24 protein-coding genes and 2 pseudogenes are annotated in these 24,627 nt (G+C 55.6%); 11 read left to right on the plus strand and 15 right to left on the minus strand.

What is annotated here, in order from left to right; translation table 11 throughout:
• Position 1: 1 nt before the first annotated feature.
• Positions 2–436 (minus strand): DMT family transporter, encoded by a 435-nt coding sequence (locus ABLU50_RS21055; RefSeq protein ID WP_004151877.1) that lies wholly within the window; start codon positions 434–436, stop codon positions 2–4.
• 98 nt (positions 437–534) lie between these two features.
• Here ABLU50_RS21055 and ABLU50_RS21060 point away from each other — a divergent pair, with 98 nt between their 5' ends.
• The 3 genes from ABLU50_RS21060 to ABLU50_RS21070 all read left to right on the plus strand — a co-directional run bounded on the left by ABLU50_RS21060 (position 535) and on the right by ABLU50_RS21070 (position 3,181).
• Entirely contained in the window at positions 535–1,470 is a 936-nt protein-coding gene (locus ABLU50_RS21060; RefSeq protein WP_002905496.1) for a LysR family transcriptional regulator, read from the plus strand.
• 251 nt (positions 1,471–1,721) lie between these two features.
• Positions 1,722–2,078, plus strand: coding sequence for an ASCH domain-containing protein (locus tag ABLU50_RS21065; RefSeq protein ID WP_072140459.1), 357 nt, complete (start codon positions 1,722–1,724; stop codon positions 2,076–2,078).
• Positions 2,079–2,281: 203 nt separating this feature from the next.
• On the plus strand, positions 2,282–3,181 hold the full coding sequence (locus ABLU50_RS21070; RefSeq protein ID WP_106479250.1) for a hypothetical protein: 900 nt from the start codon (positions 2,282–2,284) through the stop codon (positions 3,179–3,181).
• Between the two features lie 461 nt (positions 3,182–3,642).
• Here the strand turns inward: ABLU50_RS21070 and ABLU50_RS21075 are convergent, their stop codons facing one another.
• Positions 3,643–4,443: a helix-turn-helix transcriptional regulator gene (locus ABLU50_RS21075; RefSeq protein WP_174562434.1), complete on the minus strand. Its 801-nt coding sequence runs from the start codon at positions 4,441–4,443 to the stop codon at positions 3,643–3,645.
• Positions 4,444–4,535: 92 nt separating this feature from the next.
• On the opposite strand from ABLU50_RS21075, the gene ABLU50_RS21080 reads away from it, so the two are divergent.
• Positions 4,536–5,276 (plus strand): type 1 glutamine amidotransferase, encoded by a 741-nt coding sequence (locus ABLU50_RS21080; RefSeq protein ID WP_087833079.1) that lies wholly within the window; start codon positions 4,536–4,538, stop codon positions 5,274–5,276.
• A 176-nt stretch (positions 5,277–5,452) separates the two neighbouring features.
• On the opposite strand, the gene ABLU50_RS21085 is transcribed toward ABLU50_RS21080, so the two are convergent.
• The 3 genes from ABLU50_RS21085 to ABLU50_RS21095 are packed head-to-tail and all read right to left on the minus strand — an operon-like array spanning position 5,453 to position 7,205.
• Complete coding sequence (locus ABLU50_RS21085) at positions 5,453–5,761, minus strand: YciI family protein (RefSeq protein WP_002905505.1); 309 nt, start codon at positions 5,759–5,761, stop codon at positions 5,453–5,455.
• A gap of 3 nt (positions 5,762–5,764) precedes the next feature.
• On the minus strand, positions 5,765–6,400 hold the full coding sequence (locus ABLU50_RS21090; protein ID WP_002905507.1) for an NAD(P)H-dependent oxidoreductase: 636 nt from the start codon (positions 6,398–6,400) through the stop codon (positions 5,765–5,767).
• Between the two features lie 25 nt (positions 6,401–6,425).
• The gene (locus ABLU50_RS21095; RefSeq protein ID WP_087833078.1) at positions 6,426–7,205 is read right to left on the minus strand and encodes an alpha/beta hydrolase; all 780 of its coding nucleotides are present in this window, start codon (positions 7,203–7,205) and stop codon (positions 6,426–6,428) included.
• 72 nt (positions 7,206–7,277) lie between these two features.
• Here ABLU50_RS21095 and ABLU50_RS21100 point away from each other — a divergent pair, with 72 nt between their 5' ends.
• Positions 7,278–8,324: a helix-turn-helix domain-containing protein gene (locus ABLU50_RS21100; RefSeq protein ID WP_032431057.1), complete on the plus strand. Its 1,047-nt coding sequence runs from the start codon at positions 7,278–7,280 to the stop codon at positions 8,322–8,324.
• A 213-nt stretch (positions 8,325–8,537) separates the two neighbouring features.
• On the opposite strand, the pseudogene ABLU50_RS21105 reads toward ABLU50_RS21100, so the two are convergent.
• From ABLU50_RS21105 to ABLU50_RS21120, 4 genes and pseudogenes are all read right to left on the minus strand, one after another.
• A pseudogene (locus ABLU50_RS21105) lies at positions 8,538–8,834 on the minus strand (LysE family translocator); the annotation flags it as partial.
• A complete protein-coding gene (locus ABLU50_RS21110; protein ID WP_004151880.1) occupies positions 8,831–9,451 on the minus strand; it encodes a histidine phosphatase family protein in 621 nt (206 codons plus the stop codon). The pseudogene ABLU50_RS21105 and the gene ABLU50_RS21110, both read right to left, overlap by 4 nt.
• A 143-nt stretch (positions 9,452–9,594) precedes the next feature.
• The gene (locus ABLU50_RS21115) at positions 9,595–9,819 is read right to left on the minus strand and encodes a hypothetical protein (RefSeq protein ID WP_048324274.1); all 225 of its coding nucleotides are present in this window, start codon (positions 9,817–9,819) and stop codon (positions 9,595–9,597) included.
• Positions 9,820–10,011: 192 nt separating this feature from the next.
• A complete protein-coding gene (locus tag ABLU50_RS21120) occupies positions 10,012–10,779 on the minus strand; it encodes a helix-turn-helix transcriptional regulator (RefSeq protein ID WP_087833077.1) in 768 nt (255 codons plus the stop codon).
• A 109-nt stretch (positions 10,780–10,888) separates the two neighbouring features.
• Between ABLU50_RS21120 and ABLU50_RS21125 the strand changes: the two genes are divergently transcribed.
• The gene (locus ABLU50_RS21125; RefSeq protein ID WP_087833076.1) at positions 10,889–11,680 is read left to right on the plus strand and encodes a sulfite exporter TauE/SafE family protein; all 792 of its coding nucleotides are present in this window, start codon (positions 10,889–10,891) and stop codon (positions 11,678–11,680) included.
• Positions 11,681–11,780: 100 nt separating this feature from the next.
• Here the strand turns inward: ABLU50_RS21125 and puuE are convergent, their stop codons facing one another.
• The 3 genes and pseudogenes from puuE to ABLU50_RS21140 form a co-directional block, all read right to left on the minus strand.
• Positions 11,781–12,680, minus strand: coding sequence for an allantoinase PuuE (gene puuE / locus ABLU50_RS21130; protein WP_227665589.1), 900 nt, complete (start codon positions 12,678–12,680; stop codon positions 11,781–11,783).
• A pseudogene (gene hpxA, locus ABLU50_RS21135) lies at positions 12,604–13,469 on the minus strand (allantoin racemase). Before hpxA ends, puuE begins: the two are co-directional and overlap by 77 nt.
• The gene (locus ABLU50_RS21140; RefSeq protein WP_002905523.1) at positions 13,469–14,185 is read right to left on the minus strand and encodes a GntR family transcriptional regulator; all 717 of its coding nucleotides are present in this window, start codon (positions 14,183–14,185) and stop codon (positions 13,469–13,471) included. Before ABLU50_RS21140 ends, hpxA begins: the two are co-directional and overlap by 1 nt.
• 145 nt (positions 14,186–14,330) lie before the next feature.
• Between ABLU50_RS21140 and ABLU50_RS21145 the strand changes: the two genes are divergently transcribed.
• Both ABLU50_RS21145 and guaD read left to right on the plus strand, forming a co-directional pair.
• Positions 14,331–15,827 (plus strand): NCS1 family nucleobase:cation symporter-1, encoded by a 1,497-nt coding sequence (locus ABLU50_RS21145; protein ID WP_023318315.1) that lies wholly within the window; start codon positions 14,331–14,333, stop codon positions 15,825–15,827.
• A 101-nt stretch (positions 15,828–15,928) separates the two neighbouring features.
• The gene (guaD, locus tag ABLU50_RS21150; RefSeq protein WP_087833073.1) at positions 15,929–17,239 is read left to right on the plus strand and encodes a guanine deaminase; all 1,311 of its coding nucleotides are present in this window, start codon (positions 15,929–15,931) and stop codon (positions 17,237–17,239) included.
• Between the two features lie 129 nt (positions 17,240–17,368).
• Here guaD and ABLU50_RS21155 read toward each other — a convergent pair whose 3' ends face one another.
• Together ABLU50_RS21155 and ABLU50_RS21160 are read right to left on the minus strand one after the other, a co-directional pair.
• Positions 17,369–18,310, minus strand: coding sequence for a hypothetical protein (locus ABLU50_RS21155; protein WP_057215389.1), 942 nt, complete (start codon positions 18,308–18,310; stop codon positions 17,369–17,371).
• A gap of 124 nt (positions 18,311–18,434) precedes the next feature.
• Positions 18,435–19,691 carry a sensor domain-containing diguanylate cyclase gene (locus ABLU50_RS21160; RefSeq protein WP_012541652.1) on the minus strand — a complete coding sequence of 419 codons (1,257 nt, stop codon included), beginning with the start codon at positions 19,689–19,691 and terminating at the stop codon, positions 18,435–18,437.
• Between the two features lie 397 nt (positions 19,692–20,088).
• On the opposite strand from ABLU50_RS21160, the gene ABLU50_RS21165 reads away from it, so the two are divergent.
• The 3 genes from ABLU50_RS21165 (at position 20,089) to ABLU50_RS21175 (ending at position 23,429) form a co-directional block, all read left to right on the plus strand.
• Positions 20,089–21,129, plus strand: a complete 1,041-nt coding sequence (locus ABLU50_RS21165; protein WP_087833072.1) for a LacI family DNA-binding transcriptional regulator — start codon at positions 20,089–20,091, stop codon at positions 21,127–21,129.
• 190 nt (positions 21,130–21,319) lie between these two features.
• Positions 21,320–22,243: a TIM barrel protein gene (locus ABLU50_RS21170; protein ID WP_106479187.1), complete on the plus strand. Its 924-nt coding sequence runs from the start codon at positions 21,320–21,322 to the stop codon at positions 22,241–22,243.
• Positions 22,244–22,256: 13 nt separating this feature from the next.
• The gene (locus ABLU50_RS21175; protein WP_087833071.1) at positions 22,257–23,429 is read left to right on the plus strand and encodes a Gfo/Idh/MocA family oxidoreductase; all 1,173 of its coding nucleotides are present in this window, start codon (positions 22,257–22,259) and stop codon (positions 23,427–23,429) included.
• A 36-nt stretch (positions 23,430–23,465) separates the two neighbouring features.
• On the opposite strand, the gene ABLU50_RS21180 is transcribed toward ABLU50_RS21175, so the two are convergent.
• Complete coding sequence (locus tag ABLU50_RS21180) at positions 23,466–24,572, minus strand: DUF4056 domain-containing protein (RefSeq protein WP_004202562.1); 1,107 nt, start codon at positions 24,570–24,572, stop codon at positions 23,466–23,468.
• Between the last annotated feature and the right edge of the window lie 55 nt (positions 24,573–24,627).

Genomic DNA, 24,627 nt, shown 5'->3' on the forward strand with positions numbered 1-24,627 from the left:
TTTACCCCTGTGCAACCATAACCAGCGCTGCAATGATGAAAATCAGCGCAATGATACGTTTACTGTCAATTTTCCTGCGCGACGTACCGAGCAGACCGAAGTGATCAATAATCAGGCTCTTGAACACCTGGCCTGCCAGGATGCCGATCATCGTCATGGCGATGCCGATTGCCGGCGTTACTACGGTCAGGATGATGACGTAAATCGGCCCAAGCACGCCGCCAAGCAGCTGCCACGCTGGTTGCGCAAAGAACGACGGACTGTTGCGCGGGCTGAAAAAAAGCATCAGCAGAAAGGTCAGCGCCGCGCCCACGCCGAATATGCTGAAGGTCGCCCAGAGGTCACCGACCTCCCCACCCAATGGTCCGAGCAATCCTGCCTCTATGGACAGTCCCATGCCTCCGGCAATGACGATAAAAATCAATATTAGCTGCATAGCAATCATCTCCAGTAGTCCAGGCGGAGGAGATTACGGCTTAATATGGATGAGAAAAATGCCATAATGAGATAAACACCTGTGCAGGATATGCATTAATGAATGAGCTTGGGAACATCAGTATTCGCGCCCTGCTGATTTTTATAGACGTTTATGAAACGCAGAATTTCTCTGTGGTGGCCCGGCGGGAAGGGATATCGGCCTCTCAGGTATCGCGTGTCATCCATCAGATGGAGGATGTGCTCGGGCAGCAGCTTTTTTACCGCAATACCCGGGCGATAATCCCGACGGAAAGCGGCCATCTTTTTATCCGCTATGCGCGAGCGATGACTGGCAGCATGGAGGAGGCGCGGCGGGAACTCAACGAGAGAACGCTTGAGCCTTCCGGAATGGTCCGCATAAACGCACCCGTATTCTTTGGACAGCGCCATGTCGCACCCGCGTTACCGGGCCTGACGGAGCGATATCCGAAGCTCAGCATTGAGCTTACGCTGACTGATGATTACATCGATCCGCACCGTGAGCCGGCTGACGTGATTTTCCGGATTGGCGTGCTGACGGATTCCGCATTTCATGCGCGCGTGTTTGGCCAGCAGTGCTATCATCTTGCCGCGTCACCGGATTATATCCGCCGGCACGGCATGCTGGGATCGCCCGAAGAGCTCGCCCGGCATAAATGCCTGGTCTACCGCGGTTCGTCAGGACCAAACCAATGGCTGCTGCGCCGGCACGGAGAGGAATGGGTGCACTACCCCGTCTCGCCCCTGATGTCATCGAATAATGCTGAAACCCTGCTGATTGCCGCACTCGGAGGGATGGGGATTGTGCTGTTTCCTGACTGGCTGATTGGAGACCGGCTAAAGAGCGGCGAACTTATCGAACTGCTGCCGGAGCTGGATAGGTCCATAAAAACGGAGCCACAGCATATCGCGGCAATCTATCCGAATGCCCGCCACCCTCCGCTGAACGTGCGGGCGATTATCGATTACTACATCGACGCGTTCGGTTCACCGCTTTACTGGCAGTCTGAATAAGACAGGCGACTTTATGGTTCGTCTTGAAGTTAACTGCCGTTTCTGGCGCAGAGCAAACGCGTTCAATGCCCTTAAGGTCCGTTTTGAGCGAAAAACGGACCACACTATCTAAAGAAAGATATCGCTGATAATGTTGGGACCGCTCATGTTAAAAAGGTATGCCATTTCTTTTCATTGACGATAACGAAGGGATTTTCATGGTTGAGGTTGAGGAAATAAAAAAGAAGTATCCCGGCGCAGATGCCTGGCAAATGGGTGACAGTCCGGAGCTGGCTAACGAGCTTGCTGACCTGATCAAAAAAGGGATCAAAACGGCCTCTTGCGGATCTTTTGCCTCTTACCAGCAGGAAAAATCTGCCCCGAGGATAGGGAGTTATAACATTATTCTTGATGGCCAGAATGTTCCAGTTTGCGTGATCAGACTGGTTTCGATGCAGCTGGTTCGTTTTTGTGATGTCACTGAAGCATTCGCCCGCAAAGAAGGTGAAGGCGATTTAAGCCTTGAATACTGGAAGAGAGAGCATCAGAGATTTTTCAGCTCCGAAGGTCATTTTTCTGAAGATATGGAGTTGATTGCAGAAGAATTTGAAGTGGTGGAGGTGCTGTGAGACAAGGTTAACGGGCTGACGTTTTATCAATCGCCACTGATAACACTGTTCGCTTCTGGCGCGGAGCGGACAAGCTATCGAGCTAAAGGTCCGCATTGAGCAAGGAGCGGACGTGCCAGCTATAATTGGTAATAAAATGAGAGTAGAGCTATTCTGATTTGTTTATAAAGAACATTTTTACATCCAAGGGCGAAATATTTTTTATGCTATCTTACATGCTATCTCAATATGCCAGGCTACCTGTGCCTGAATTTACCCTACGTTCATGGCTAAAACAATGGTTGTCAGAGCAGGAATCGAGGTGTACAGACAGAAGTTTCTCGGCGCGATTTCCCTGGAGAGAAACTGGATTATGTCAGGAATATTTTTTACAACGAAAACTCAAAATTGATGGAAAGCAATTTCTTACCGGCCCCCGTTATCAGAGCGGAAATATTAACAAACCTTTTATTGATATTGTAGGTATGGATTCTGACCTAAATCATACTGCATTAGAACTCATTAGTAAGGAATGGTCACAACTCAGAGCTCAGTATGTTCGCATTCTTGTACCCGGCCAGTCCTTCCCGCAGGGTATTCCCGACCAGTATATATACGCCACCTCTTTTTCTGAACCCCCTGAATTCAATGATAAATCTCTTACTTTGCAAGTGGCGACATACGAAGATTTTGACTGGTGTTGTCAGGCTCTGGGCGATGCCTATAAGCATACATGGCAGACAGTTCGCGAACTTTCTGCAAACAATTTGGTAGCAGTTGATGACGAAGAGTTGTGTGACCATATTTCTGAGAGAGAAGTATATATTATCTATGAAAACGACGTTCGCGCCGGGTTGCTAATATGCCAGAAAGGAAACATCGCTTTTCTGCGAGGATATCGTATTACTGACAAAGTAATACTTCCTGCTTTTCGTGGTCGATCATTGTCAGCCCGAGCGCAACGCCTGCTGTACCGATTATTAACTCATTCCGATTCTGAACTATCTTTGTATATGGGCACAATTATTCCGGAGAATATCCCCTCGATGAAAACTGCAGAAAGAGCGGGACGAACTTGCATCCTAAGTTATCAATTTCTACCCATCTGCAGAACCCACGACTAACAGCAATGCTAATTTATCTTCAGCCTACTTCCGCTTTTGGCACACAGGGGACGTCAAGGGCCCGGGTGTACTCCCCTGGACGCATTAATGGGCGGTATGTGATTGTTGTGCAGGCTATCATATGGCCTGAGGTACAGCAGAATCAGGCTTCGTAGCAATGAGTCGGTTCACAGCGTCCGGAATCCACCCGGTGCCGTAAATCACCGCAAGGTCTGTCATAAGGTAATTTCATAACGTATCGCGACACCTTTTTTCTTCACGCAGGCCTTCTCTTTCACGGTTTGTCAGAACTGTGGACCGCAGTAATCTCCACTCCGTGCTTTAATCAATGAGAGTGTGTCGGGTGCAAATTAAACTACCTTTCTCAACAGCAAAGGCGGGATACGCCTACCCTCGCAGGGTTTCTGCGTCTGGTAATATGCCCATGACAGTCTCAAAGACCGCTTTGAGGGTTTCCCGGTTTAAGGCACATAATCGCGCGGCGTTGCCCCCAAAATGCAGCGAAAAGCAGCGGTAAAGGCCGCCGGGCATGAGAAACCAAGCTGGTAAGCGACCTGTTTGATTGGAACGCCGTTCGCGAGAAGATCCAACGAAGCGCAAATTCTGGCTCTCTGCTTCCATGTTCTAAAACTAAAGCCTGTATCCTTCATAAACAAGCGGGAAAAGGTCCGTTCCGACATGGCCGACATAAAAGCCAGCTCGCTCAGCGATGCCTCCCAGCGCTGATTGACCAGTAGCGATCTGGCCGCGCTAAATAATCGCTCATCATTCGGCATGGGTAGCGCCATCGTTAAAGGTGGAGCCTCGCTGAGAATTTCCAGAAGCAACAAAGCTATCTTCCGTTGAATCGGTCTGGCGTAGTCCTCACTGAACAGCCCAGCGATAAGTTCTTTGACTAACGGCGTAGCCGTGATCACATGCACCTGCTGACTCTTCGTAAAGCTCGTACATTCTGCGATAAGGCTACTGCTGAAATAGATCGCCCTCAGATCGGTTTGTGAAATCAGATGATAACTATGGATATGCAAAGGCGGTAGCCATAATGCCCGCTGAGGAGGGATCACCCAACGGTCGCTCTCTGTTTGCACCAGCATAACCCCTCTGGTGGCGAAGAGTAGCTGCCCCTCAACATGATGATGGGGAGGGTCTGCCTCGCCGCGCTGATAGCTTATCGCAGTACTGGACCAGCCTGTGGCCTCATCATGTCTTGGCGCTTTATCTATACTACCTGGCATTTCAGATTTAGCCCCTGCCATTATCATATCGAAACTGGAACCACCCGAAGTAGAGCCTTAGGCAATGGGTGCGTGACTTATCATTCTGATCATCAAAGATATTACAGGAGCTTAACCTCATGCGTGTACACTTTATCGTACATGAAAGTTTTGAATCCCCGGGCGCATATGAAACCTGGGCAATAAACCAGGGTCATGATGTAACTTACTCACGCGTCTATGCAGGCGATCGGCTACCTGCTGACGCCGTAGGCATCGATTTTCTTATCGTTATGGGCGGTCCGCAAGATCCGAACACCACGCTTGAAGCGTGCCCGCACTTTAATGCTAAAGCGGAACAGGCGCTGATTGCTTCCGCGGTTAAAACCGGTAAGGCGGTGATCGGTATTTGCCTGGGTTCACAGCTAATCGGTGAAGCGCTGGGCGCACCGTTCTCTCATAGCCCGGAAAAAGAGATTGGTAAATTCCCGATCACATTGACCGAAGACGGCAGGAAGGATGAGATGTTCTCTCACTTTGGGAAAACACTGGCAGTGGGTCATTGGCATAACGATATGCCGGGTTTGACGCCAGAGGCCAAAATTATTGCTTACAGCGAAGGCTGTCCGCGGCAGATCGTTGCCTATTCAGACCGCGTCTTTGGTTTCCAGTGCCACATGGAGCTCACATTGGACGTTGTAGAGCGGCTGATCGCTCATTCTGAGAAAGACCTGAGCCGTGCAGCAGAATATCGTTTCGTTGACACGCCTGAAGCGCTCCGGGCGCACGATTATAGCGAAATGAACCAAGTACTTTTTGGCTTTTTGGATAAGCTGGAGGCACGTTACAAAGCAGCGCAAGCAGAATGTCATGCTCGGTGAGCTTGCCGTCGGTTTTGATTTTAGTCTCCGCTCCTGTCACAGAGCGGACAAGCTTCCTGAGTTGAAGGTCCGCTATGAACGAGGAGCGGACATAAAAATGATAAGAGAAAGTGCCCTCTAAATAACTGTTACGGAGTCATTTCACAGGATGCAGGGCACTTTACAGCGATTAATAGTCAAATGAAACGGGCTTTCTCTGCCCATTTCTCAGGGAATCCCTGCGCACATAGCGCTGGCTCAATAACCATTATTTCTGCATCGGCAATGTTATGCATGATGAAGGGGTCATCCTGAAGACAGTGTTGAATTTCACTTGCATTGTCTCCTTTAAAAAGTATGTAGCCGCCGGCATGATTGCTGAGGGGGCCAGCAAAAAGGATTTTGCCTTCTTTAAAACCCCTGACCAGCCATTGCTTATGTGCGTCAAGATGAGCAGAAATTGCATCGGGTTGTGTCAGGTAAGTCAGTGTAACGGCGTACAGCATGGTTCATTCCTTAGCGGCAAAAATCGCATTAATGGCCTGTGGAATTAAAGACAAAGCACGGGAAATTTCTCTGAGTTTTACGTCCTCACCTTTCGACACACCTTCAGCACGGACAAATTCAACACACGAGATGCCCAGGAAGCCCAGAAACTTGCGCAGGAACTGTTCCTGAAAATCCATATCTTCCAGTCCCGTACCGGCATAAAAACCGCCCCGCGCTGAGGCGATGATGACTTTTTTGCCCCCCGCAAGTCCAACGGGCCCAGCTGGGGTATAGCTGAAGGTTTTCCCTGGCTGAGCAATTCTGTCCATCCAGGCCTTCAGCTGGCTGGATACAGAAAAGTTGTACATTGGCGCGCCGACAACAATCATCTCGCTTTCAAGAAACTCCGAGACCAGAGCGTCTGATATTTGCTGCTCAGATGCCAGAAGGGGTGTAGCAATCGGCCGTTCCGATACAGACCTGAAACCTGAAGCGATCTCCCCGGTCAGATGACTGATTTCGTCTTTAACAAGATCCCGATAAGTCAGCTGATGCTCCTGACCGGTTGCCACCAGTTGCCTTACTATTTCAGCTGACAACTGGCGGGTTACTGAAAACTCATGGTTGATGCTGGAATCAAGATGGAGAATTTTCATTGCAAATTTTCCTGGCATGTACGGATCAGTGGATGCTCTGCGCCGCGTTAACAATCAATGCGGCAACCTCTTCGGGATGAGAAATCATGGACAGGTGGTCTGAGTGAATTCGCGTGATGTGCGCCCCAGCCTCATGGGCAAAACGGGCCTGTACTGACGGATTCAGCGCGTTGTCGTTTTCTGTGATGAGATACCAGGACGGTTTCTTTCGCCAGGCGGCTTCCTTCACTTTTTCCTGAAAGGCGGTAGCGGCGACAGGCTGCTGCACAGCAGCGAGCTGCCGGCTCTTTTTGATGCTTAGCTCATTGGCCATAACCTGGTGAAAAAACTCTGGCTCATCAAGCCAGATAAGGCCGTTCTTATCGGCTTCCATCCCTGTCATGGGTGCATGAAATCGCGCCAGTGCGTCAGATACGGATTGATTGCTGTCAGGAACAAGAGCGGATAAATAGACCAGTCCCCTGACGTTCCTCGCATTGCCAGCCTGAGTGATCACGGCTCCTGCCCATGAATGCCCCACGAGCAGAACGTTACCCTTCTGGCGCTCAAGCACACGCTCAGTTGCAGTTACATCGTCTCGTAATGACGTCAGAGGATTCTGAACAGCCGTAACGTGGTATCCCCTCTCTTGCAGCAGGGAGATGACGGCTGACCAGCACGAGCCATCAGCAAAGGCACCGTGAACCAGCACGATATTTTTTATCCCCTCTTCCTGTGCCATAAGCAACGGGCTATTCATGAATAGAAGACACAAGGCAAATGCTCCTTTTATCAGCGCACGTGACATAACATTTTTCATCCACATGTTTGTATTCTTCCTGCGGTGTTGAATTTCAGGCAGTGTAATCACCATGACAAAGGGTATGAAGTGTCATTAATGACAGGTAACATGCGAAATCAGACATTCTTCATGACGGGGTTAAACATGCGCGTTGCGTTACTTGCTCTTCCGGGCAGCATGCGTTCGGCGCTTGCGGGGCTGGCTGATATGTTCTGGCTGGCGAATCAGGTGGTCAGGATGAACCCTACGGTAAATCCTGAGTTATCCAGAGATGTTCCTTTATTCGACGTCAGGACGATTACCGCTGATGGTCAGCCGGTCAGGGATGTTCAGGGACGCAGTATTGAAAGTGATGGCGCATTTAGTGGACCTGATACCTTTGGGGTGATTATTGCCAGCGGTATGCAGCTGGATGAGCATAGATTTCCCGTTGACAGAGCCGCTGTATCAAATGCAGCCGAGTGGCTGAAAGTGAAGTATTTAGAGGGAAGCTGTATTGCCTCAGCCTGTGCAGGCAGTTTTGTACTGGGAGAAGCGGGTTTACTCAACGGACGGGTCTGCACCACAACGTGGTGGTTATATCCCACTTTCGCTGAACGCTATCCACTGGCAAAACCTGTATGGGGAAAAACCCTGGCCGAGCAGGACAATGTTGTCACTGCGGGTGGACCACTTTCATGGGTTGATCTGGTCATATACCTAGTTCGCAAACACGCAGGTAATGAGCTGGCAAAGTTAACAGCTGACATGGCCGTTGCTGACAGCCAGCCTCTGTCACAGCAAATTTATGCGCCCGCAGGTTTTCTCAATTCAAGACATCCTTTGCTGACTAAAGCAGAGAGCCTGCTTCGTTATCAAAATCCTGCAATGACGGTTGAGCAACTTGCTGCAGCTCTGAATATGACCACCCGGACGCTAAACCGTAAAATGAAACTACTCGTCCAGGAAAGCCCAAAAGACTTCATTACCCGAGTTCGTATTGAAACGGCATCCGTGCTGCTGGAAAGCCCAGGAAAAACTATTTCTCAGATCGCAAGTGCATGCGGATACGGCGATGAAACAGCGTTCAGGCGTGCCTTTAGCACCATAATGGGGATGTCCCCTGGAAGTTTCAGAAAGCGTCTTTTAATAAAGCGCCCTTGAGATTCGAGTTGCTAATGGACGCGTTGAACTTTCACCTGAGGATGGTGTTCCGCGCAGTTGCCGATCTGAACGGGATTAATTCCTGACCGGTATTCAGAGCAACATACCTATACTCCATGGCTGTCCGCTCCTGGCACAGAGCGGACGAACCAACTGAGGTTAAGAGCCAGTCGGAGCGAAAAGCGGAGACCGGGTTTATTGGTTCCGTATAACTTAACGGGCTGATTTCGATACTATGCCGGCCCCGCTGAACAACATGCGGATACCGAGGCCTATCATGACAACGCCTGTACACCGTTCCTGCCATTTGATATCGCCCGGGTGTTAAGAGCCGTTTCCAAACGTCCTTGATGCCATCGCGACTGAACCCAGGGAAATCATTCCAGCCCGCTTTTGAATACTCTCCAGAACAAGCAATTGCAACCAGACAGGACCCGCGACGGGAACGACAAACTGAGGAAGAACAGCAAACATGAACAGCAGGAATCTGGGGTAAGTCAGACTGTTTAATCCAGGTGACGTAAATGCGTCGCGATCCCCCATTTTAGGGCGGTACATCTTCCATTAATCAGTTCGAACACGGAGTAACTCGCGTTGGGTTGTGCATACCGGTGAAAATCATCCACAGCACCACTTTTTAGCATCGCAAGCACGCCCTGAATGACCTGTCCGTGAGACACAATACATATTGTTCGATGATGACGTTTTTTTTCCAGATTGGTTAAAAAATGCATAATTCGCTGCGAAGCATGTGAGAGAGACTCACCCTCTGGCGGACAATACTCTGCATCAAGGTTGAATAACGCTTCTGCGGCGTCTGGATTATTCTGCAGGAGCTCTATGGTTGTCATACCTTCAAACTGACCAAAAGCCTGTTCTTTCAGAGCTGGTTCAGCTATCAGTGAACAATGAAAACTCTCCGCCAGGCGCTGTCCCATTTGCCAGGCCCGGCCAAGCGGAGAAGCGTAAACACATTCTACCCGGTAATCACTCGCTACAAACGCTGCCAGCAAGGCTGCTGTTTGACGCTCCCCACGAAGCGTCAAGGCGCTATCACTGTGTCCCTGAATAATACCTTTTACATTCCACTCTGTTTCCGCGTGTCGAACCAGTATTACTTGCATCATTGAAGGGTCACATATGCTGTTGTTTAAAATGTTACAAACTAAAAACACCCCGTTTATATGCTGGCAAGTTCTCAGCTCTCAACGAAAAACAGGAACACGTGTCGCTGACACGGATTATGTTCAGTAGCCCCTGCCGGCGGCCTCTATCTCAGTAAAACCTGAATCAGCTGTACGAAGATATACACTCCCGCTACCACTTGTATGATCCGAAAACCCCATCTGAAATAACGCCATTGATAACGTTCTCTGGCATTAGCCGCTTCAATGGCAGGATCAAAACGTTTTCTTTTCCTGGTTCTGAATGTATCGAATACCCACAGGACGAGAATGAAGATGATGATGACTTTTTCAAAGATTAGATGGTTCACAAAGAGAGATTCCGGTCTTCTCATGGTTACAGGCAGAATAGATAAACCGCATCGAGGTAGCCACCACTAAATGTTGGGGTACCTGAAGACGCAAGCCAGGTGTCTGTCTTATGGCTGCGTTAATGCATAGCAACGCCATGAATGCGACATTCATTGCCGACACATGCTGCCGGAGTCCCCTTCCCCTGAGCATCAGGCTGGATGATAAAACGAAGGCGGTTGCCCGGTCACGCGGCGGAACATGGTGGCGAAAGAGGACGCATTGTCGTATCCAAGGGATAAGGCCACTTCGTTCACCGGTTTCCCTGCTATCAACCATGCCAGGGCGCTCACCACGCAGGCTCGCTGTCGCCAGGCGGAAAATGACAGGCCCAGCTGCTTCAGGAAATGGCGACGAAAGGTACTAGGACTCATAAACAGCGCCCTGGCCCAGCGCGCCGCAGGATCATGGATAGTGGGGTTAAGCAAAAAAGCCTGACAAAGCGCCAGCAGCGCCGGATGCTGCGGCAACGGAATGTCAAATTCGCGGACCGGCATGGCGGCCAGTTCCAGCAACATCAACTGTATCAGCATGCGATCGCGTGGGCTGTCGTACAACGGTGGTAAATCCACAGCCTCCAGCAGTAGCTGGCGCAACAGCGGCGAGACGCTGATCACTTCGCAACGCCGGTGTTTAATGCAAGCGGTCACACAATCTGGCTCAATATACAAGCTGCGCGTGGTCACCCCCGCAAATCTGACGGCGTGCACGGTTTCAGGGGGGATCCAGACAGCATGTTGCGGAGGAACCACCCATTCTCCGTCCTGCGTAGTGACATACATCAGTCCGGTCGCGCCGTACAGCAGCTGTGCGCGACGATGCTGGTGCGGGGGCAGAATATACCCTTGCGCATAGTCATTGCCTAACGCCACCACTTCGCGATCGAGCCGATCGACCTCGTCAATTTTTACGTTGCGCACACCTGTCTCCCTTTGACCGATTTACAAAGGTAATTGAGCGCTGTGCAAATGGGAAGCTGTACGCGACCGGTATAAGCTGCTCGCTCATTTTCAGGACGGGGATATTCTGTTGAATGATATCGTTATTATTGCACTGGCAGGCTTTACTACCGGCATTACCACGGTGCTGTTCGGCTTCGGGGGCGGCTTTGTGGTGGTGCCATTTGTCTATCAACTGATGCTCCGCCAGCCGGAACTCACGGAAAACGCTATGCACGTCGCGGTGGCTACCTCAACGGCGGTGATGATATTTAACGCCGGCTGGATCAGCTATAGTAACTGGCGGGCGGGCAAGCTTGCCGCACAGACGCTGTTTCCGTTGATATGGTTTATTGCCATTGGGGCAGTAGTGGGCTCCTGTCTGGCGGGGATATTTAGCGAGAATATCGTTCGCGCGCTGTTTATTCTCTATATGCTGGCAACCATCAGCGATTGTTTGTTGCGCAAGGGATTTTTCACGGGCAGCGCTCGGCGTCGGCTGCCACTGCCAGTGGTCACCGGCGGCGGTGTGGTTATCGGTACGATCGCCGCATTGCTGGGCGTGGGCGGCAGCGTCATGACGGTGCCCCTGCTACGGCGACACGGGTATGCGATGCAGGAGTGCGTTAGCGCATCCAACCCGCTTTCTTTGCCCGTGGCGCTATGCGGCGCTGTGACCTATGCCATCATTGGCTGGCACACCATTCCGTTGAGCGGATTTCTGGGTTTTATCAGCCTGAAAATTCTAGGCCTGCTCGTCCTGACCGGCTGGGCCGGGATAGCGTTTAGCCGCCGGGCTATCCCTGCGGTACCGGATGTATGGTATGCACGCATCTATGTTCTGCTACTGTTCCTGGTACTCCTCGCCATGCTGATTCAATAATCACGATTCATCACGGCGTCTTTCAGGGTTTATCGGTGCAAGAGTCGCGATCGGGCGATGCCCTCTCCCCGGGGAGAGGGCCAGGAAAAGGGGCAGCAGGCTACCCGCGATACGGATGAACCTCGCGCCAGTGGACGGCGATCTGCTGCCGGGTGCAGACCCATACCTTGTCGTGCTGCTGGATATAGTCGAGGAATCGCTGCAGCGCGCGGAAACGCCCCGGACGCCCAAGCAGCCGGCAGTGCATCCCCACGGACATCATCTTCGGCGCGGTTTCTCCCTCGGCGTACAGTACGTCAAAGCTGTCTTTCAGATAGGTATAAAACTGCTCCGCGGTGTTGAATCCCTGGGCGGTGGCAAAGCGCATGTCGTTGGCGTCGAGGGTATAAGGCACGATCAGGTGCGGTCGGCGGCTGCCGTCGCTGCAGGCCACTTCGCTCCAGAAGGGTAAATCATCACCGTAATAATCACTGTCATAGTCAAAGCCGCCGTGCTCCACCACTAGCTGGCGGGTGTTGGGACTGTCGCGGCCGGTATACCAGCCGGTGGGCGGCTTGCCGAACAGGTCGGTCAGCACCTGCACCGCTTTGTGCAGATGCTCGCGCTCCTCGGCGATATCCATGTGCTGATAATGGATCCAGCGCCAGCCGTGGCTGACCACATCGTAATCCGCCGCCTTGATCGCCGCCACAATCTCCGGATGACGCGCCAGCGCCATCGCCACGCCGAAAACCGTCAGCGGCAGCCCTCGCTGGCTGAATTCGCGATGGATGCGCCAGAACCCGGCCCGACTGCCGTACTCATAGAGCGAGTCCATCGACATATGGCGCGCCGGATAGCTGGCGGCGCCGATGATATCGGACAGGAACTGTTCCGAACCCGCGTCGCCATGCAGGACGTGGTTCTCAGCGCCTTCCTCATAGTTAAGGACGAACTGCACCGCGATCCGCGCCCCGCCCGGCCAGCGCGCGTGCGGCGGCTGCCCTGCATAACCTCGCAGATCGCGAGGATAGTGTTCCTGGTTCTCAACCATCTCCTGCCCCTTTTAAAATGGATTTAACGACTGAAACTGTCCGCTTAACGCTTTTTTCTCCGGGAACGCTAAGTCCCCGTGCTTGCTGGTCGCCAGGCCCAGCGCGACCAGCGACTCCACCATCTTCACCGCCGCGCTGACGCCATCGATCACCGGCACCCGCAGCTCGCGGGTCAGCTCCTGCGCCAGGGTCGCCATCCCGCCGCAGCCAAGGACTATCGCCCCGCTGCCATCCTTTTTCAGCGCGCGAATGCAGCGCTCGCGCACTTTCTCCTGCGCCAGGCCGGTGCCGTCTTCCAGCGACAGCACCGGCAAATCAATGGCGTGCAGCGCCGCGCAGTGTTGATGAAATCCGTACTGGTGCAGTAAATGACGGGCGATGATCAGCGTGCGCGGCAGCGTGGTCACAATGGAGAAACGGGTGGCGACCATCGTCGCCATATGCATCGCCGCTTCCGCAATGCCGATCACCGGCCCCTGGGCCAGTTCGCGCGCTGCCAGCAGCCCCGGGTCGCCGAAGCAGGCGATCACATGTCCATCCACCCCCTGCTCGCGTCCGGCCTTGATCTGCTCCAGCACACCGACCGCTGCGATGGCTTCGTCAAAATGGCCCTCAATTGACGGCAAGCCGGCGCGGGGACAGACCGCAAGGATCTCGGTGCCCGGCGCGGCGACCGCGCGCGCGGCGGCGCCTATCGTTTCGGTCATCGCCAGGCTGGTGTTGGGGTTTATCACTTGTATACAAACAGAAGACATCACGACTCCTTGTGACCGGCGAACAGCCGGGAAAAATCGGGCAGGCTGACGCCATCGCGCTCGAAGCACAGGCTGGCGACAATATGATCAAAATGGTGCATCAGCGCCTCGCTGAGCGGCTGCAGGGCTTTATCCCGCAGCAAACCGACCAGCTGCTGGTGATCGTCGCAGCGACAGCCCTGGCGCCAGGGTGCGCCCCAGGCGGCAATCACTAACGAGGAGCGCTGGCTGAGGCGGGTCACCATCTCAGTGAGCACCGGGTTGCCGGAGATAGCCTGCAGCTGAATGTGAAAGTCAGCGGAGTGGCGGATGGCCGCCGGGCCGTCGTGCGCCTCATGAGCCTGCTGCTCACGCTGAATAATGTTCTCCAGCGCCGCCAGATGCGGCGGCTGACAGCGCGCGATCACATCGGGCAGATTCGCGACCTCAAGCAGCGCCCGGGTGCGAAAGATCGCCTGGGACTCTTCCACGCTCGGGCTGGTGACGTGTGCACCACGTTTGGGCGTTAATGTGACCAGTTGCACAGCGGCGAGTCGTTGCAGCACTTTTCTGATGCCGGTGCGGCTCACGGCGAACACTTCCGCCAGCGCCTCTTCCGGCAGTTTGCTGCCCGGCGGCAGTTGATGTTCGACGATAGCCGTCATCAGCGCCTGGTAAATGCTTTCGTCCTTATCCTGCAGCGCTGGCGCGGCCTGGAGACGATGTTCATTATTCATTAACCCACTCCGGTTTCACTTATCGATAGCAGATCGTATACATAAAATTTATTTTTTGTATACAAGATTCATCATTCTGGCCTGGATCCTGCAATAGCCTCAGCAATCCATATCAAAAGGGTTTTCATTCAGAGGAGCAGGTTTCATGCCACATTCATCCCACACGCAGCAGACGAAGACTCACGAGGCGGCCGCCGGCTATAGTCCGCGGCTATGTAATGACGATCTGGCGCCCACCCGCGACCAGAACTGGAGCTGGTACAATATCTTTTCGTTCTGGATGTCGGACGTGCACAGCATGGGCGGCTACGTGGTGGCGGCAAGCTTTTTTACGCTTGGGCTGGCCAGCTGGCAGGTTTTGCTCTGCCTGCTGGTGGGCATCTGTATTGTGCAGCTGTGCGCTAACCTTGTGGCGAAGCCCAGCCAGATGGCCGGGGTGCCTTACGCGGTGATCTGTCGTCAGGCGTTCGGTGTCTTCGGCGCCAATATCCCCGCGGTGATCCGCGGGCTAATCGCCTTCGCCTGGTACGGTATTCAAACCTATCTGGCGGCGAACGCCCTGATGCTGGTCCTGCTCAAGTTCTGGCCCTCCCTTGCCGCGCTGACCAGCAGCAGTTTCCTCGGGCTGTCGACGCTCGGCTGGCTGTGCTTCGCCACCATGTGGCTGCTGCAGGCGATGGTGTTCTGGCACGGCATGAACGCCATCAAGCGTTTTATCGATATCGCCGGTCCGGCGGTGTATGTGGTGATGCTGGCCCTGGCCGGCTGGATTGTATACAAGACCGGTCTGGATGGGATCTCCTTTACCCTCGCCAGCAAATCCCTCAGCGCTGGCGAGCAGACCTGGCAGATGATCACCGCCACGGCGCTGGTCGTCTCTTACTTCTCCGGACCGCTGCTTAACTTCGGCGACTTTTCCCGCTACGGCAAAAGCATGGGCGAGATCCGCCGCGGCAACCGCTGGGGGCTGCCGTTCAACTTCCTGCTGTTCTCGGTGGTCACCGTGGTGATTGTCTCCGGCACCCAGTCGCTGTTCGGCAAAATGATCACCGATCCAATTGAAACCGTCAGCCGCGTGGGCAACGATCTGGCGGTGGCCATCGGCCTGCTGACCATGATCACCGCCACTATCGGCATCAATATCGTGGCTAACTTCGTCTCGCCAGCCTTCGATTTTTCCAACTGCGCGCCGCAGAAAATCAGCTTCCGCGCCGGCGGGATGATCGCCGCGGTGGGCTCGATACTCCTGACGCCGTGGAACCTGTTTAACTCACCGGAGCTGATCCACTATACCCTCGACGTGCTGGGTGCCTTTATTGGCCCGCTGTTTGGCATCCTGATCGCCGACTTCTATCTGATCAAACGCGGCCGGGTGTCGGTGGACGACCTGTTTGACGATACGCCGAAGGGTAAATACTGGTACCGCAACGGCTTTAACCCGAAAGCCATTGCCGCCCTGCTGCCGTCGGTGGGCCTGGGGCTGATTATCAGCTTTATTCCGGCCCTGCATGAAGTGGCTAACTTCAGCTGGTTTATCGGCGTCTTCCTCGGCGCGACCACCTACCGCTGGCTGGCTCGCGACGAGCGCGAAGTGCAGGCGAAAGCCGCCTTCCGCTCCGGCGCGGTGGCGCAAAAAGAGTAACCTTCCCCTTCTGCCGCGGCGTCTGGCCGCGGCAGGCTGCAAACTGGCACCAATCTTGCTGTTTATCACTATTCCCAGAGCGTTAAGAGAAGGCAGGTTCGATGATGGATTACCAGACCGCGGTGCGCGGTGCATTTTTTGATATCGCCGGCGTGGCGGAGACCCCGGATGAGGTGGCCGCCCACGCCCGCTATCTCGATGATGGCCTGTTGTTCTTGCAGGACGGAAAAATTGTCGCGCTGCTGCCATGGCAGGAGGGTGAAGCCTTTCTGCATCCGCTGAAGGGCTATGTTGACCTGCGGGGCAAGCTGCTGTTGCCGGGGTTCGTCGATGCCCACGTCCACTATCCGCAGACCGAGATGATCGGCGCCTTTGGCGAACAGCTGCTGGAGTGGCTTACCACTTACACCTTCCCGGTGGAGAGCCAGTTTGCCGATGCGGAGTATGCCCAGGAGATAGCGCAGTTTTTTGTAAATCAATTGATAAGCCATGGCACCACCACCGCGCTGGTGTTTTGTACCCTGCATCCGGCCTCGGTGGAGGCGTTATTCAGCGAAGCGCTGCGCCTCAATATGCGCCTGATCGCCGGGAAAGTGATGATGGATCGCCATGTGCCCGACTACCTGTGCGAAACCGCCGGAGAGAGCTACGAGCAGACCCGGGCGCTGATCCGCCGCTGGCATCAGCGCGGCAGGCTGGGATATGCCATCACCCCGCGCTTTGCTCCCACCTCGACGCCGGCGTTGCTGGAGGCGGTGCAGCGCCTGCGGGCCGAGTTTCCCGACACCTGGCTGCAGACACATCTCAGTGAAAACCGCGAGGAGATCGCCTGGGTTAAGCAGCTGTGGCCGGAGCATGCGCGCTATCTGGATGTCTATCATCACTATCAGCTCACCGGCGAGCGCAGCGTATTTGCTCACGGGATCCATCTTGATGATGCCGAGTGGCAGTGCCTGCATGACACCGGTTCCGCTGTCGCCTTCTGTCCGACCTCGAATCTGTTTCTCGGCAGCGGGTTGTTTCGCCTGCCCGCCTGCTGGCAGCACCAGGTGCGGATGGGTATCGGCAGCGACGTCGGGGCCGGGACCACCTTCAGCATGCTGCGGACGCTGGGCGAGGCCTACAAGGTAGGACAACTGCAAAGCTATCGCCTGCGCGCCAGCGAGGCCTTCTATCACGCCACCCTCGGCGGCGCGCGCGCCCTGCGGCTGGAAGAGAAGATTGGCAATTTTCAGCCGGGCAAAGAGGCCGACTTTGTGGTGATTGACCCGGCGGTCACTCCGCTGCAGCGTCTGCGGATGGGCCGCTGCCATGATATTTATGAGCAGCTGTTCGTACTGATGACCCTGGGTGATGAGCGTAATATCAGCGAGACGTGGGTGAACGGCGAGCGGGTGTGGTGTCAGGATTAACCCTCACCCTGGCCCTCACACTGGGGGGAGAGGGAACCGTCAGGCAGCGGGGGCGGTTATTGCCCCCCTACGCCCTGGTCTCCCCCGGGGTAAGAAGGCGCTGGCCGGCGGCAGCTGGGTTAATGGCCTTCAAAAACTCATCGCCAGTCCAACGCCATAGCCTGTGGTGTTATTGCCGAACATATAGCGCGCCACCAGCCGGGTGCGGGTGATAAAGACCGGGTATTTACTGCTGTCCAGCTCGAGGCCAATCCCCAGCGACGTTAAACCAGAGAAGCCCAGCGCCCCTCGCTGATCGCCCAGATATTCAGTATGCGCCCCCTCCAGCACGTAGCGCAGAGGTTTGCCCAGCAGCGTCCAGTCAGCGATCGGCGCGCGGCGGCGCAGATACAGACCGAGATTCTCCGCGCTGGCCTCCCCCTGCACCACCTCGGCGCTGCTGCCGAAACTTTGCAGTTGCATATAGGAGTAACGCAGCTCGGCATCAATATCCTGGGTGGCGGAGAAGCGTTCATAATCCAGCATCAGCGCCCCGCCGAGCCCCCATGCATTGAACCGACCGCCGTCGAGGAACTGCAGATCGGCGTTGGTTTTTCGCTCAATTACCCAGCTGCCGAGGCGCGCATCGCTGGCCAGGGTGCCGAGCATCACATTGACGATCGGCCGCAGCACCAGGTTGCCGCCAAAGCGATCCCGGTGCAGCGAAAAATCCCAGCCGACGCCGCCGGTGGTGGTCAGGCTGTTCCACTTGGTGGGCACATTCCGCGTCTGTTCGCCATTGCTGACCACAAAACGCGGGTCGTAACGGCTGTAGCCCATCGTTCCTTCGAGATAGAGAGGAAACGACTCGCTCAGGGTCGCCCCGCCGCCAAACTGGGTAATGGCCAGGTTGTGTTTGTCGTTGCTCCCGGAGCCAATATTGAGATCGCTGGCGGTCACATCGGGGACCACGGTATAGCTCATCAGGGTCAGGACAGCATCGGCACGCTGCTTGATGGCGTGACCGTTCGCCGCCAGCGTCGCCGGCGCGTAAAGCGAAAGTACCGACAGGAGAACGAAAAGACGCACCATATGTCGTTTGCCACCTCAGCGACAGGCTAACAATATTGCCACCTAAATCAGCAGGCTGGCGTTCACTCAGTATAGTCGATGAGTCAGCCTGCGCGTCCGGCGGGGAGAAAAAGCATCGGGCTGGTCAGGCCGCGCCTCCGCGGCTATGCAGCAGTTCCACATTTTCAAACGGCAGGCGCGAGACCCGGTTGCGCCCACCATTTTTGGCCACATACAGCGCTTTATCGACGCGGGAAAAAAGCTGATCAATCGCTTCCCCGTCATGGTGTTCGGCCACGCCGATGCTCACCGTCACCGACAGCGTCTGATACTCGCTGACCGCCTGGCGGATCCCTTCCGCCAGTATCAGGGCGCGCGCTATCGGCGAATGGGGTAAAAAGAGCAGAAACTCTTCTCCCCCCCAGCGATAAATTTTATCTTCGCGATCCACCGACGTTTCCAGAATGCGGGAGATCACCAGCAGGACTTCATCCCCTTTTTGATGACCGTGAATATCATTAATGCTCTTGAAATGATCGATATCGATTAACAGCAGACAAAAGCCTTGCGCGATAAATGACGGCGCCTCGACGAGGCGATAAAATTCACGTCGATTAAGCAATCCGGTGAGCGGATCGTGGGCGGCAGAGAATTCCAGCTCTTTTTTCAGATGCACTTCCTCGGTGATATCGTGAATAATGCACAACATCAGTCGAATATTATAAAGCACTACGGGCCCGGCATAGGTTTGGACATGGCGCAGCGTACCGTCGGCTAAAATATGCGTAAAATTAAGCGGTTTATGCCCGCCTGGCATATTAGCAATATTATTCATGATGGGGATCACGTCCCGACCAAGGGTATTAATTTGCCAGGTATGTTTATTGCGCATTTCCTCATCGGAATAATGATAAAAACGCAGCGCCGCAATATTGGCATCGACAATTCGACCATCCTTACTGGGATCGATCAATAGCATCGGCGCGGTATTGGTCATAAAAAAACGGGCAAAAAAACCATTGTTGCGTCGCTGATAACGGCGGGAGCCGGTATGAATGGATTGATTTTGCGCCAGCAGCTTCACGGCTTCAAACAGCAATAAGGTACCGCTGTCGTCGGTGTCGACCAGGGTGGTTTTACAATATACCGACTGCAGGCCCTTGCCCGTCTGTAACGTCCAGACTTCAAATATCTCGGTCATCGTATCGAGATAGCGAAGATAATGTTGTAACTGCGTTTCAGGACAGGTCGAATAGATACCGTTACGCATCTCCTTCAGCGACATATCGCCGCTCAATGTCCGGGAAGCCGGATTGGCATAGACCACACTTTCAGTAAAAGGATGGACTACCCATATCGGGGTGCTTAATACATCAAAAACAGCCAGTTCTTTTAATAACATACAGGCCCCAAACCGACCAATTCCCGGCGCAGAAGCGACACATAACGATATGCGTCCCTGACGCTGGTATAAAGTGATAACAAAGAAACCGAATAGCCTTAATGACGCGCGTGCGCGGCAAGTATAGTCGGTTCTGCACGCAGCGACGCCCACCCGAGGCGACTTTGCGCGTGGTTTAACCGTCTGGATGCGATAATGTCTTTTTTATTAATTCTATTTCAACAGCATAGCAGCAATACCAGAACTGGTAGTCGCTTTTGATCACAGAGTGTGTCTATCGGTCTTCTCGCCCGTTGGCTGCGTATTGGCTTTGTCCAGGATGCCCGCATTGCGGCTTTTATGCCCAGACTAATCGTGATAGTTTCTATCATAACTCTCATCACAAACGGCCATCACAATGAAAAAATCCGCTACTAAAATCACGCTTGCCGATATCGCACGTGAAGCCAACGTCGGTATTGCCACCGTCGACCGGGTGCTCAACAAGCGTGCGGCGGTGAAGGAGTCCACGGCATTGAGCGTACTGGAGGCGGCACGACGACTGGGGTTTACCCTCGAGCAGCCCCACTATCGCCTGGCGGCGGGGAAAGCACCGGTCACGGTCAGAATGGGGTTTATTCTGCTGCAGGAGACCCACTCCTTCTACCTGCCGCTGGCCCAGGCGCTGACGCGAGAGGCCGCCCCATGGCTACCGGCGGGCCAGGTGCCGGCGATCCTGCATTTTGCCATTGATGCGGTGGAAGCAATGGCCCAGGCCATTCACCGGCTCAGCGATGAGGTGGAGGTGCTCGGCCTGGTGGCGCTGGATCACCCGCTGATTCGCCATGCGGTGGGCCGGGCCGCCGCCCGCGGCGTTCGCGTATTCACTCTACTTTCAGATCTGTCGGTTCCCCAGCGCAGCGGCTATATCGGCCTCGATAACCAAAAAGCCGGGCGCACCGCCGCCTGGTTTATCGACCGCTTATGCCGTGGCGAAGGCGAAATAGCCATTATCATTGGCGATAATCGTTTTACCTGTCAGGAAAGCTGTGAGATCAGCTTCCGCTCCTGCCTGCGCGAGCAGGGTAAAGGGCAGCAGATCCTCGAGCCGGTTCGCAGCCACGAACGGGCGGATGTCGCCAGAAGCGTAACGGAAAAGCTGCTCAGCCAGTACCCGGCCCTGCAGGCGATCTATGCTCCCTGCGGCGGCGTCGAAGGGATTGTCGGGGCGCTGCGCGACAGCGGCCGCCAGCAGGCCGTCACCCTGGTCTGCCATGGCCCGCTAAGCGGCAGTGAACTGGCGCTGATCGACGGCACCATCGATGTCATTCTCAACCACCGGCTGGATGACCTGGCCGCCGCCACCCTGCGCGCCATGACGGAAGCCGTTTCGCGGCCGCCCAGCGACGTGATTTCGCACCCTCAGCCTTTCGATATCATCACCAAAGAAAATATGTAAACGCTCGCCCCGTCGCCAATGGGGCTGCCTCACGTCTGAACCACGCCTCGCCTCATTTTGATAAATAACTATCAAAAACAACCTCAATACAAATCATGATGGCCATCATAAAATTATCCTTCCAACATTGTTGACTATGAAATTTTTATTCAATACTCAGCGGCATCCCCTGTGAAAAAAGGAAGCCGACATGACACATCCTATCGCCAACGCCCCCTGCAGCTGGGGCGTGGATGACCCGAAAAACCCTGACCTTCCCGCCTGGGCTACCGTGCTGAAGGAGGCGGCGCAGGCCGGGTATCGCAGCATCGAGCTCGGCCCGTGGGGCTACCTGCCCACCGACCCGTCCAGCCTGCGCGCGGCGCTGGACCAGCATCAGCTGTCGCTGGTCGCCGGGACGATCTTTGACGATCTGGTGAGCGAGGCCCATTACCCCACTCTGGAGGCGCTGACCCATCAAATATGCCGCAATCTGTCTCAGGTTCCGGCCGCCGAACCTATCCCGGGGCACCCTTTCCAGCCGCCCTATCTGGTGATCATCGACTTCGGCAACCCCGAGCGGGCGCGCTTTGCCGGACGCAGCGCGCTGGCTCCGCGCCTCAATAACCAGGACTGGCAGCGGATGATGACGCACATTACCGCCCTCAGCACCCTCGCCTGGCGGGAGTACGGTGTGCGGGCGGTTATTCATCCCCACGCCGGGGGCTGCATCGAATTTGCCGATGAAATCGAGCGGCTGGCCAACGATATCCCGCACGACGTGGCGGGGTTGTGTCTGGACACCGGGCATCTCTACTACGCCGGAATGGATCCGCTCACCTGGCTGGATCGCTATTACGCGCGACTCGACTACCTGCACTTCAAGGATGTGGATCCGCAGGTTTACCAGCGCGCCATCGCCGAAGGTATCGACTTTTTCACCGCCTGCGCCGAAGGGGTGATGTGCCCGCTCGGCAGCGGCGCCATTGACTACCCGGCCATTAACGATTTCCTTGCCCGTCGCGGCTATCAGGGCTGGATAACCATTGAACAAGAGCGTGATCCGCGCCATTCCGCAGGCAGCCTGCAGGCGGTCACGGAGAGCCTGCGCTATCTGCGCGGCGTTGGATTCTGACAGGAGATACCCCATGATTAACGGTTTAAGACCTCTCGCTCGCACCCTGCGCTGGGGCATGGTCGGCGGCGGCGGCAGCAGCCAGATTGGCTATATTCACCGCTCTGCCGCCCTGCGCGATAACACCTTTGCGCTGCTGGCAGGCGCCTTTGATATTGATGCCGAACGCGGGCGCCAGTTCGGCCAACAGCTGGGGGTGGATCCCGATCGCTGTTACGCCGACTACCAGAGTCTGTTTCGCGGCGAGGCTGCCCGCCCGGACGGTATTCAGGCCGTGTCGATTGCCACGCCGAATAACACCCATTATGCCATCTGCCGGGCGGCGCTGGAGGCCGGGCTGCACGTGGTGTGCGAAAAGCCGCTGTGCTTCAGCAGCGAAGAGGCGGACGACCTGGTGGCCCTCAGCCAGCGGCAGCACAAAATCATCGGCGTGACCTACGGCTATGCCGGTCATCAGCTTATCCTCCAGGCCCGGCAGATGATCGCCGACGGACTGCTGGGCGACATCCGTATCGTCAATATGCAGTTTGCTCATGGCTTCCACGCCCAGCCGGTGGAGCAGGAAAACGCCAGTACCCGCTGGCGGGTCGATCCCCGCTTCGTCGGCCCCAGCTATGTGCTGGGGGATTTAGCCACCCACCCGCTGTTTCTGGTCGAAACCATGGCCCCGCAGCTGAAGATCGCCCGGCTGATGTGCGCCAGACAAAGCTTCGTTAAAAGCCGCGCGCCGCTGGAGGATAACGCGCAGGTGCTGATGGAGTATGACAACGGCGCCATCGGCTCGCTGTGGAGCTCCGCCGTTAACTGCGGCTCCATGCACGGGCAAAAGGTGCGCATCGTGGGGGAAAAGGCCAGTCTCGAATGGTGGGATGAACAGCCCAACCAGCTGCGTTACGAGGTGCAGGGCGAGCCAGCGCGCATTCTGGAGCGAGGCATGGACTATCTTGATCCGCTGGCGCGTCAGGATGATCGCATCGGCGGTGGTCACCCGGAGGGGCTGTTCGAGGCCTGGTCGAATCTCTATCGCCGCTTCGCCATCGCTATGGACGCCGCGGACCGGCGCGACGAAGCGCTGCTGGCCGACTTCTGGTATCCGGACGCCCGCGCCGGGGCGTTTGGCGTCCGCTGGGTGGAAAACTGCGTGCGCTCGGCCGACAACGGCGCCTGCTGGGTCGACTTCCGCTAACTCGCCGGCTCAGGGCCTCGCCCTGAGCCTTCCACGTTACTTTTCAATGCGCGCCAGCTGGGTTTTATCGGCCTCGCGGGCGCGATCGGCCAGCCCCTGAAACGCTGCGGCGCCATAGTATTGCTCGGGCGCCGGTAGAGCCTGCATATCGTGCCCCGGGTAGATCTGCAGCTCGCCGAGGTCGCGCAAGCGGAATCCCGCCACCTGCGACGGCATGGTCAGGCGATACGGCGGCATGGTTTCGAAAGGGACCGGCGTCGGCAGCCGGTTTTCCTGCAGGTCGTAATTACGCTTCAGCACCAGAAATTTATCCGGCACCCGTCGGCGACTGTTCCACCAGTCGCCATCTATCCGCTGGAACATCGCTTCCGTCTCCCCTCGCGTGGCCACCATCAGCCGGGTCAGCGCCTTTTTCAGCGCCGCCTCCATGGCCTGGTTATACGCTTCCACTGACCCGCCATGGCCGCTAAGGATGACGTTAATCGCCAGCCTGGCGCCCAGTAAATTGGAATAGAGATCTTCCGGCGAAAACGCGGAGATCTCCTCAGAAAACCCCGGCACCGACTGGAAGCCATACCACTGGGCGATCTCATGCCACTGGGCGATTTCGAAGGCCAGATGCCCGGCGAGCCAGGCCGCCAGCTGATAGCGCTGCCTGACGCCCGGCGGCGGCGTAAAGGCATTCAGCTGAACGCGGCGCACCCCCAGCTCTTCGCTGTAGAATATGCGCCCCGCCTGGCCCAGCGTCGGCGAAATGCGATTGAACAGATAAAAGGTGTAATCCGCCGTGTCGCGCACATGGGCAATATCGATAAACCCGCCGCGACGGGTATAAATAAGCCCGTTTTGCTCCTCGCTCAGTCCCAGCAGATTTTTCACCGCCCCGAGCGCGCTGTCGTTGTAATGGTGCTTGCCCAGAGAATCCAGAGTCAGCACGTTACCAATCTGGTACACCGGGATGGGGATGCCCACCGCCCGCACGTGCAGGTCGTAACCAAAGGCGCAGCATGGCCGCAGCGATTCCGGCGGCGACAGCTCGCCCAGGGTGGGCACCGGATGGATCGCCGTCACCGCGGGCAATACCGGGTCCTGCGCCAGCGCCGGCAGCGCCAGCGCGAATAACAGCCATAAGGCTTTACGCATCAACAGCCTCTCCACAGCAACAAAAGAACGCGCATCTTACCGGCAGACGGCGCCT

This window comes from Klebsiella sp. GG_Kp173 (assembly GCF_040062415.1).
Classification (GTDB): Bacteria; Pseudomonadota; Gammaproteobacteria; order Enterobacterales; family Enterobacteriaceae; genus Klebsiella; species Klebsiella quasipneumoniae.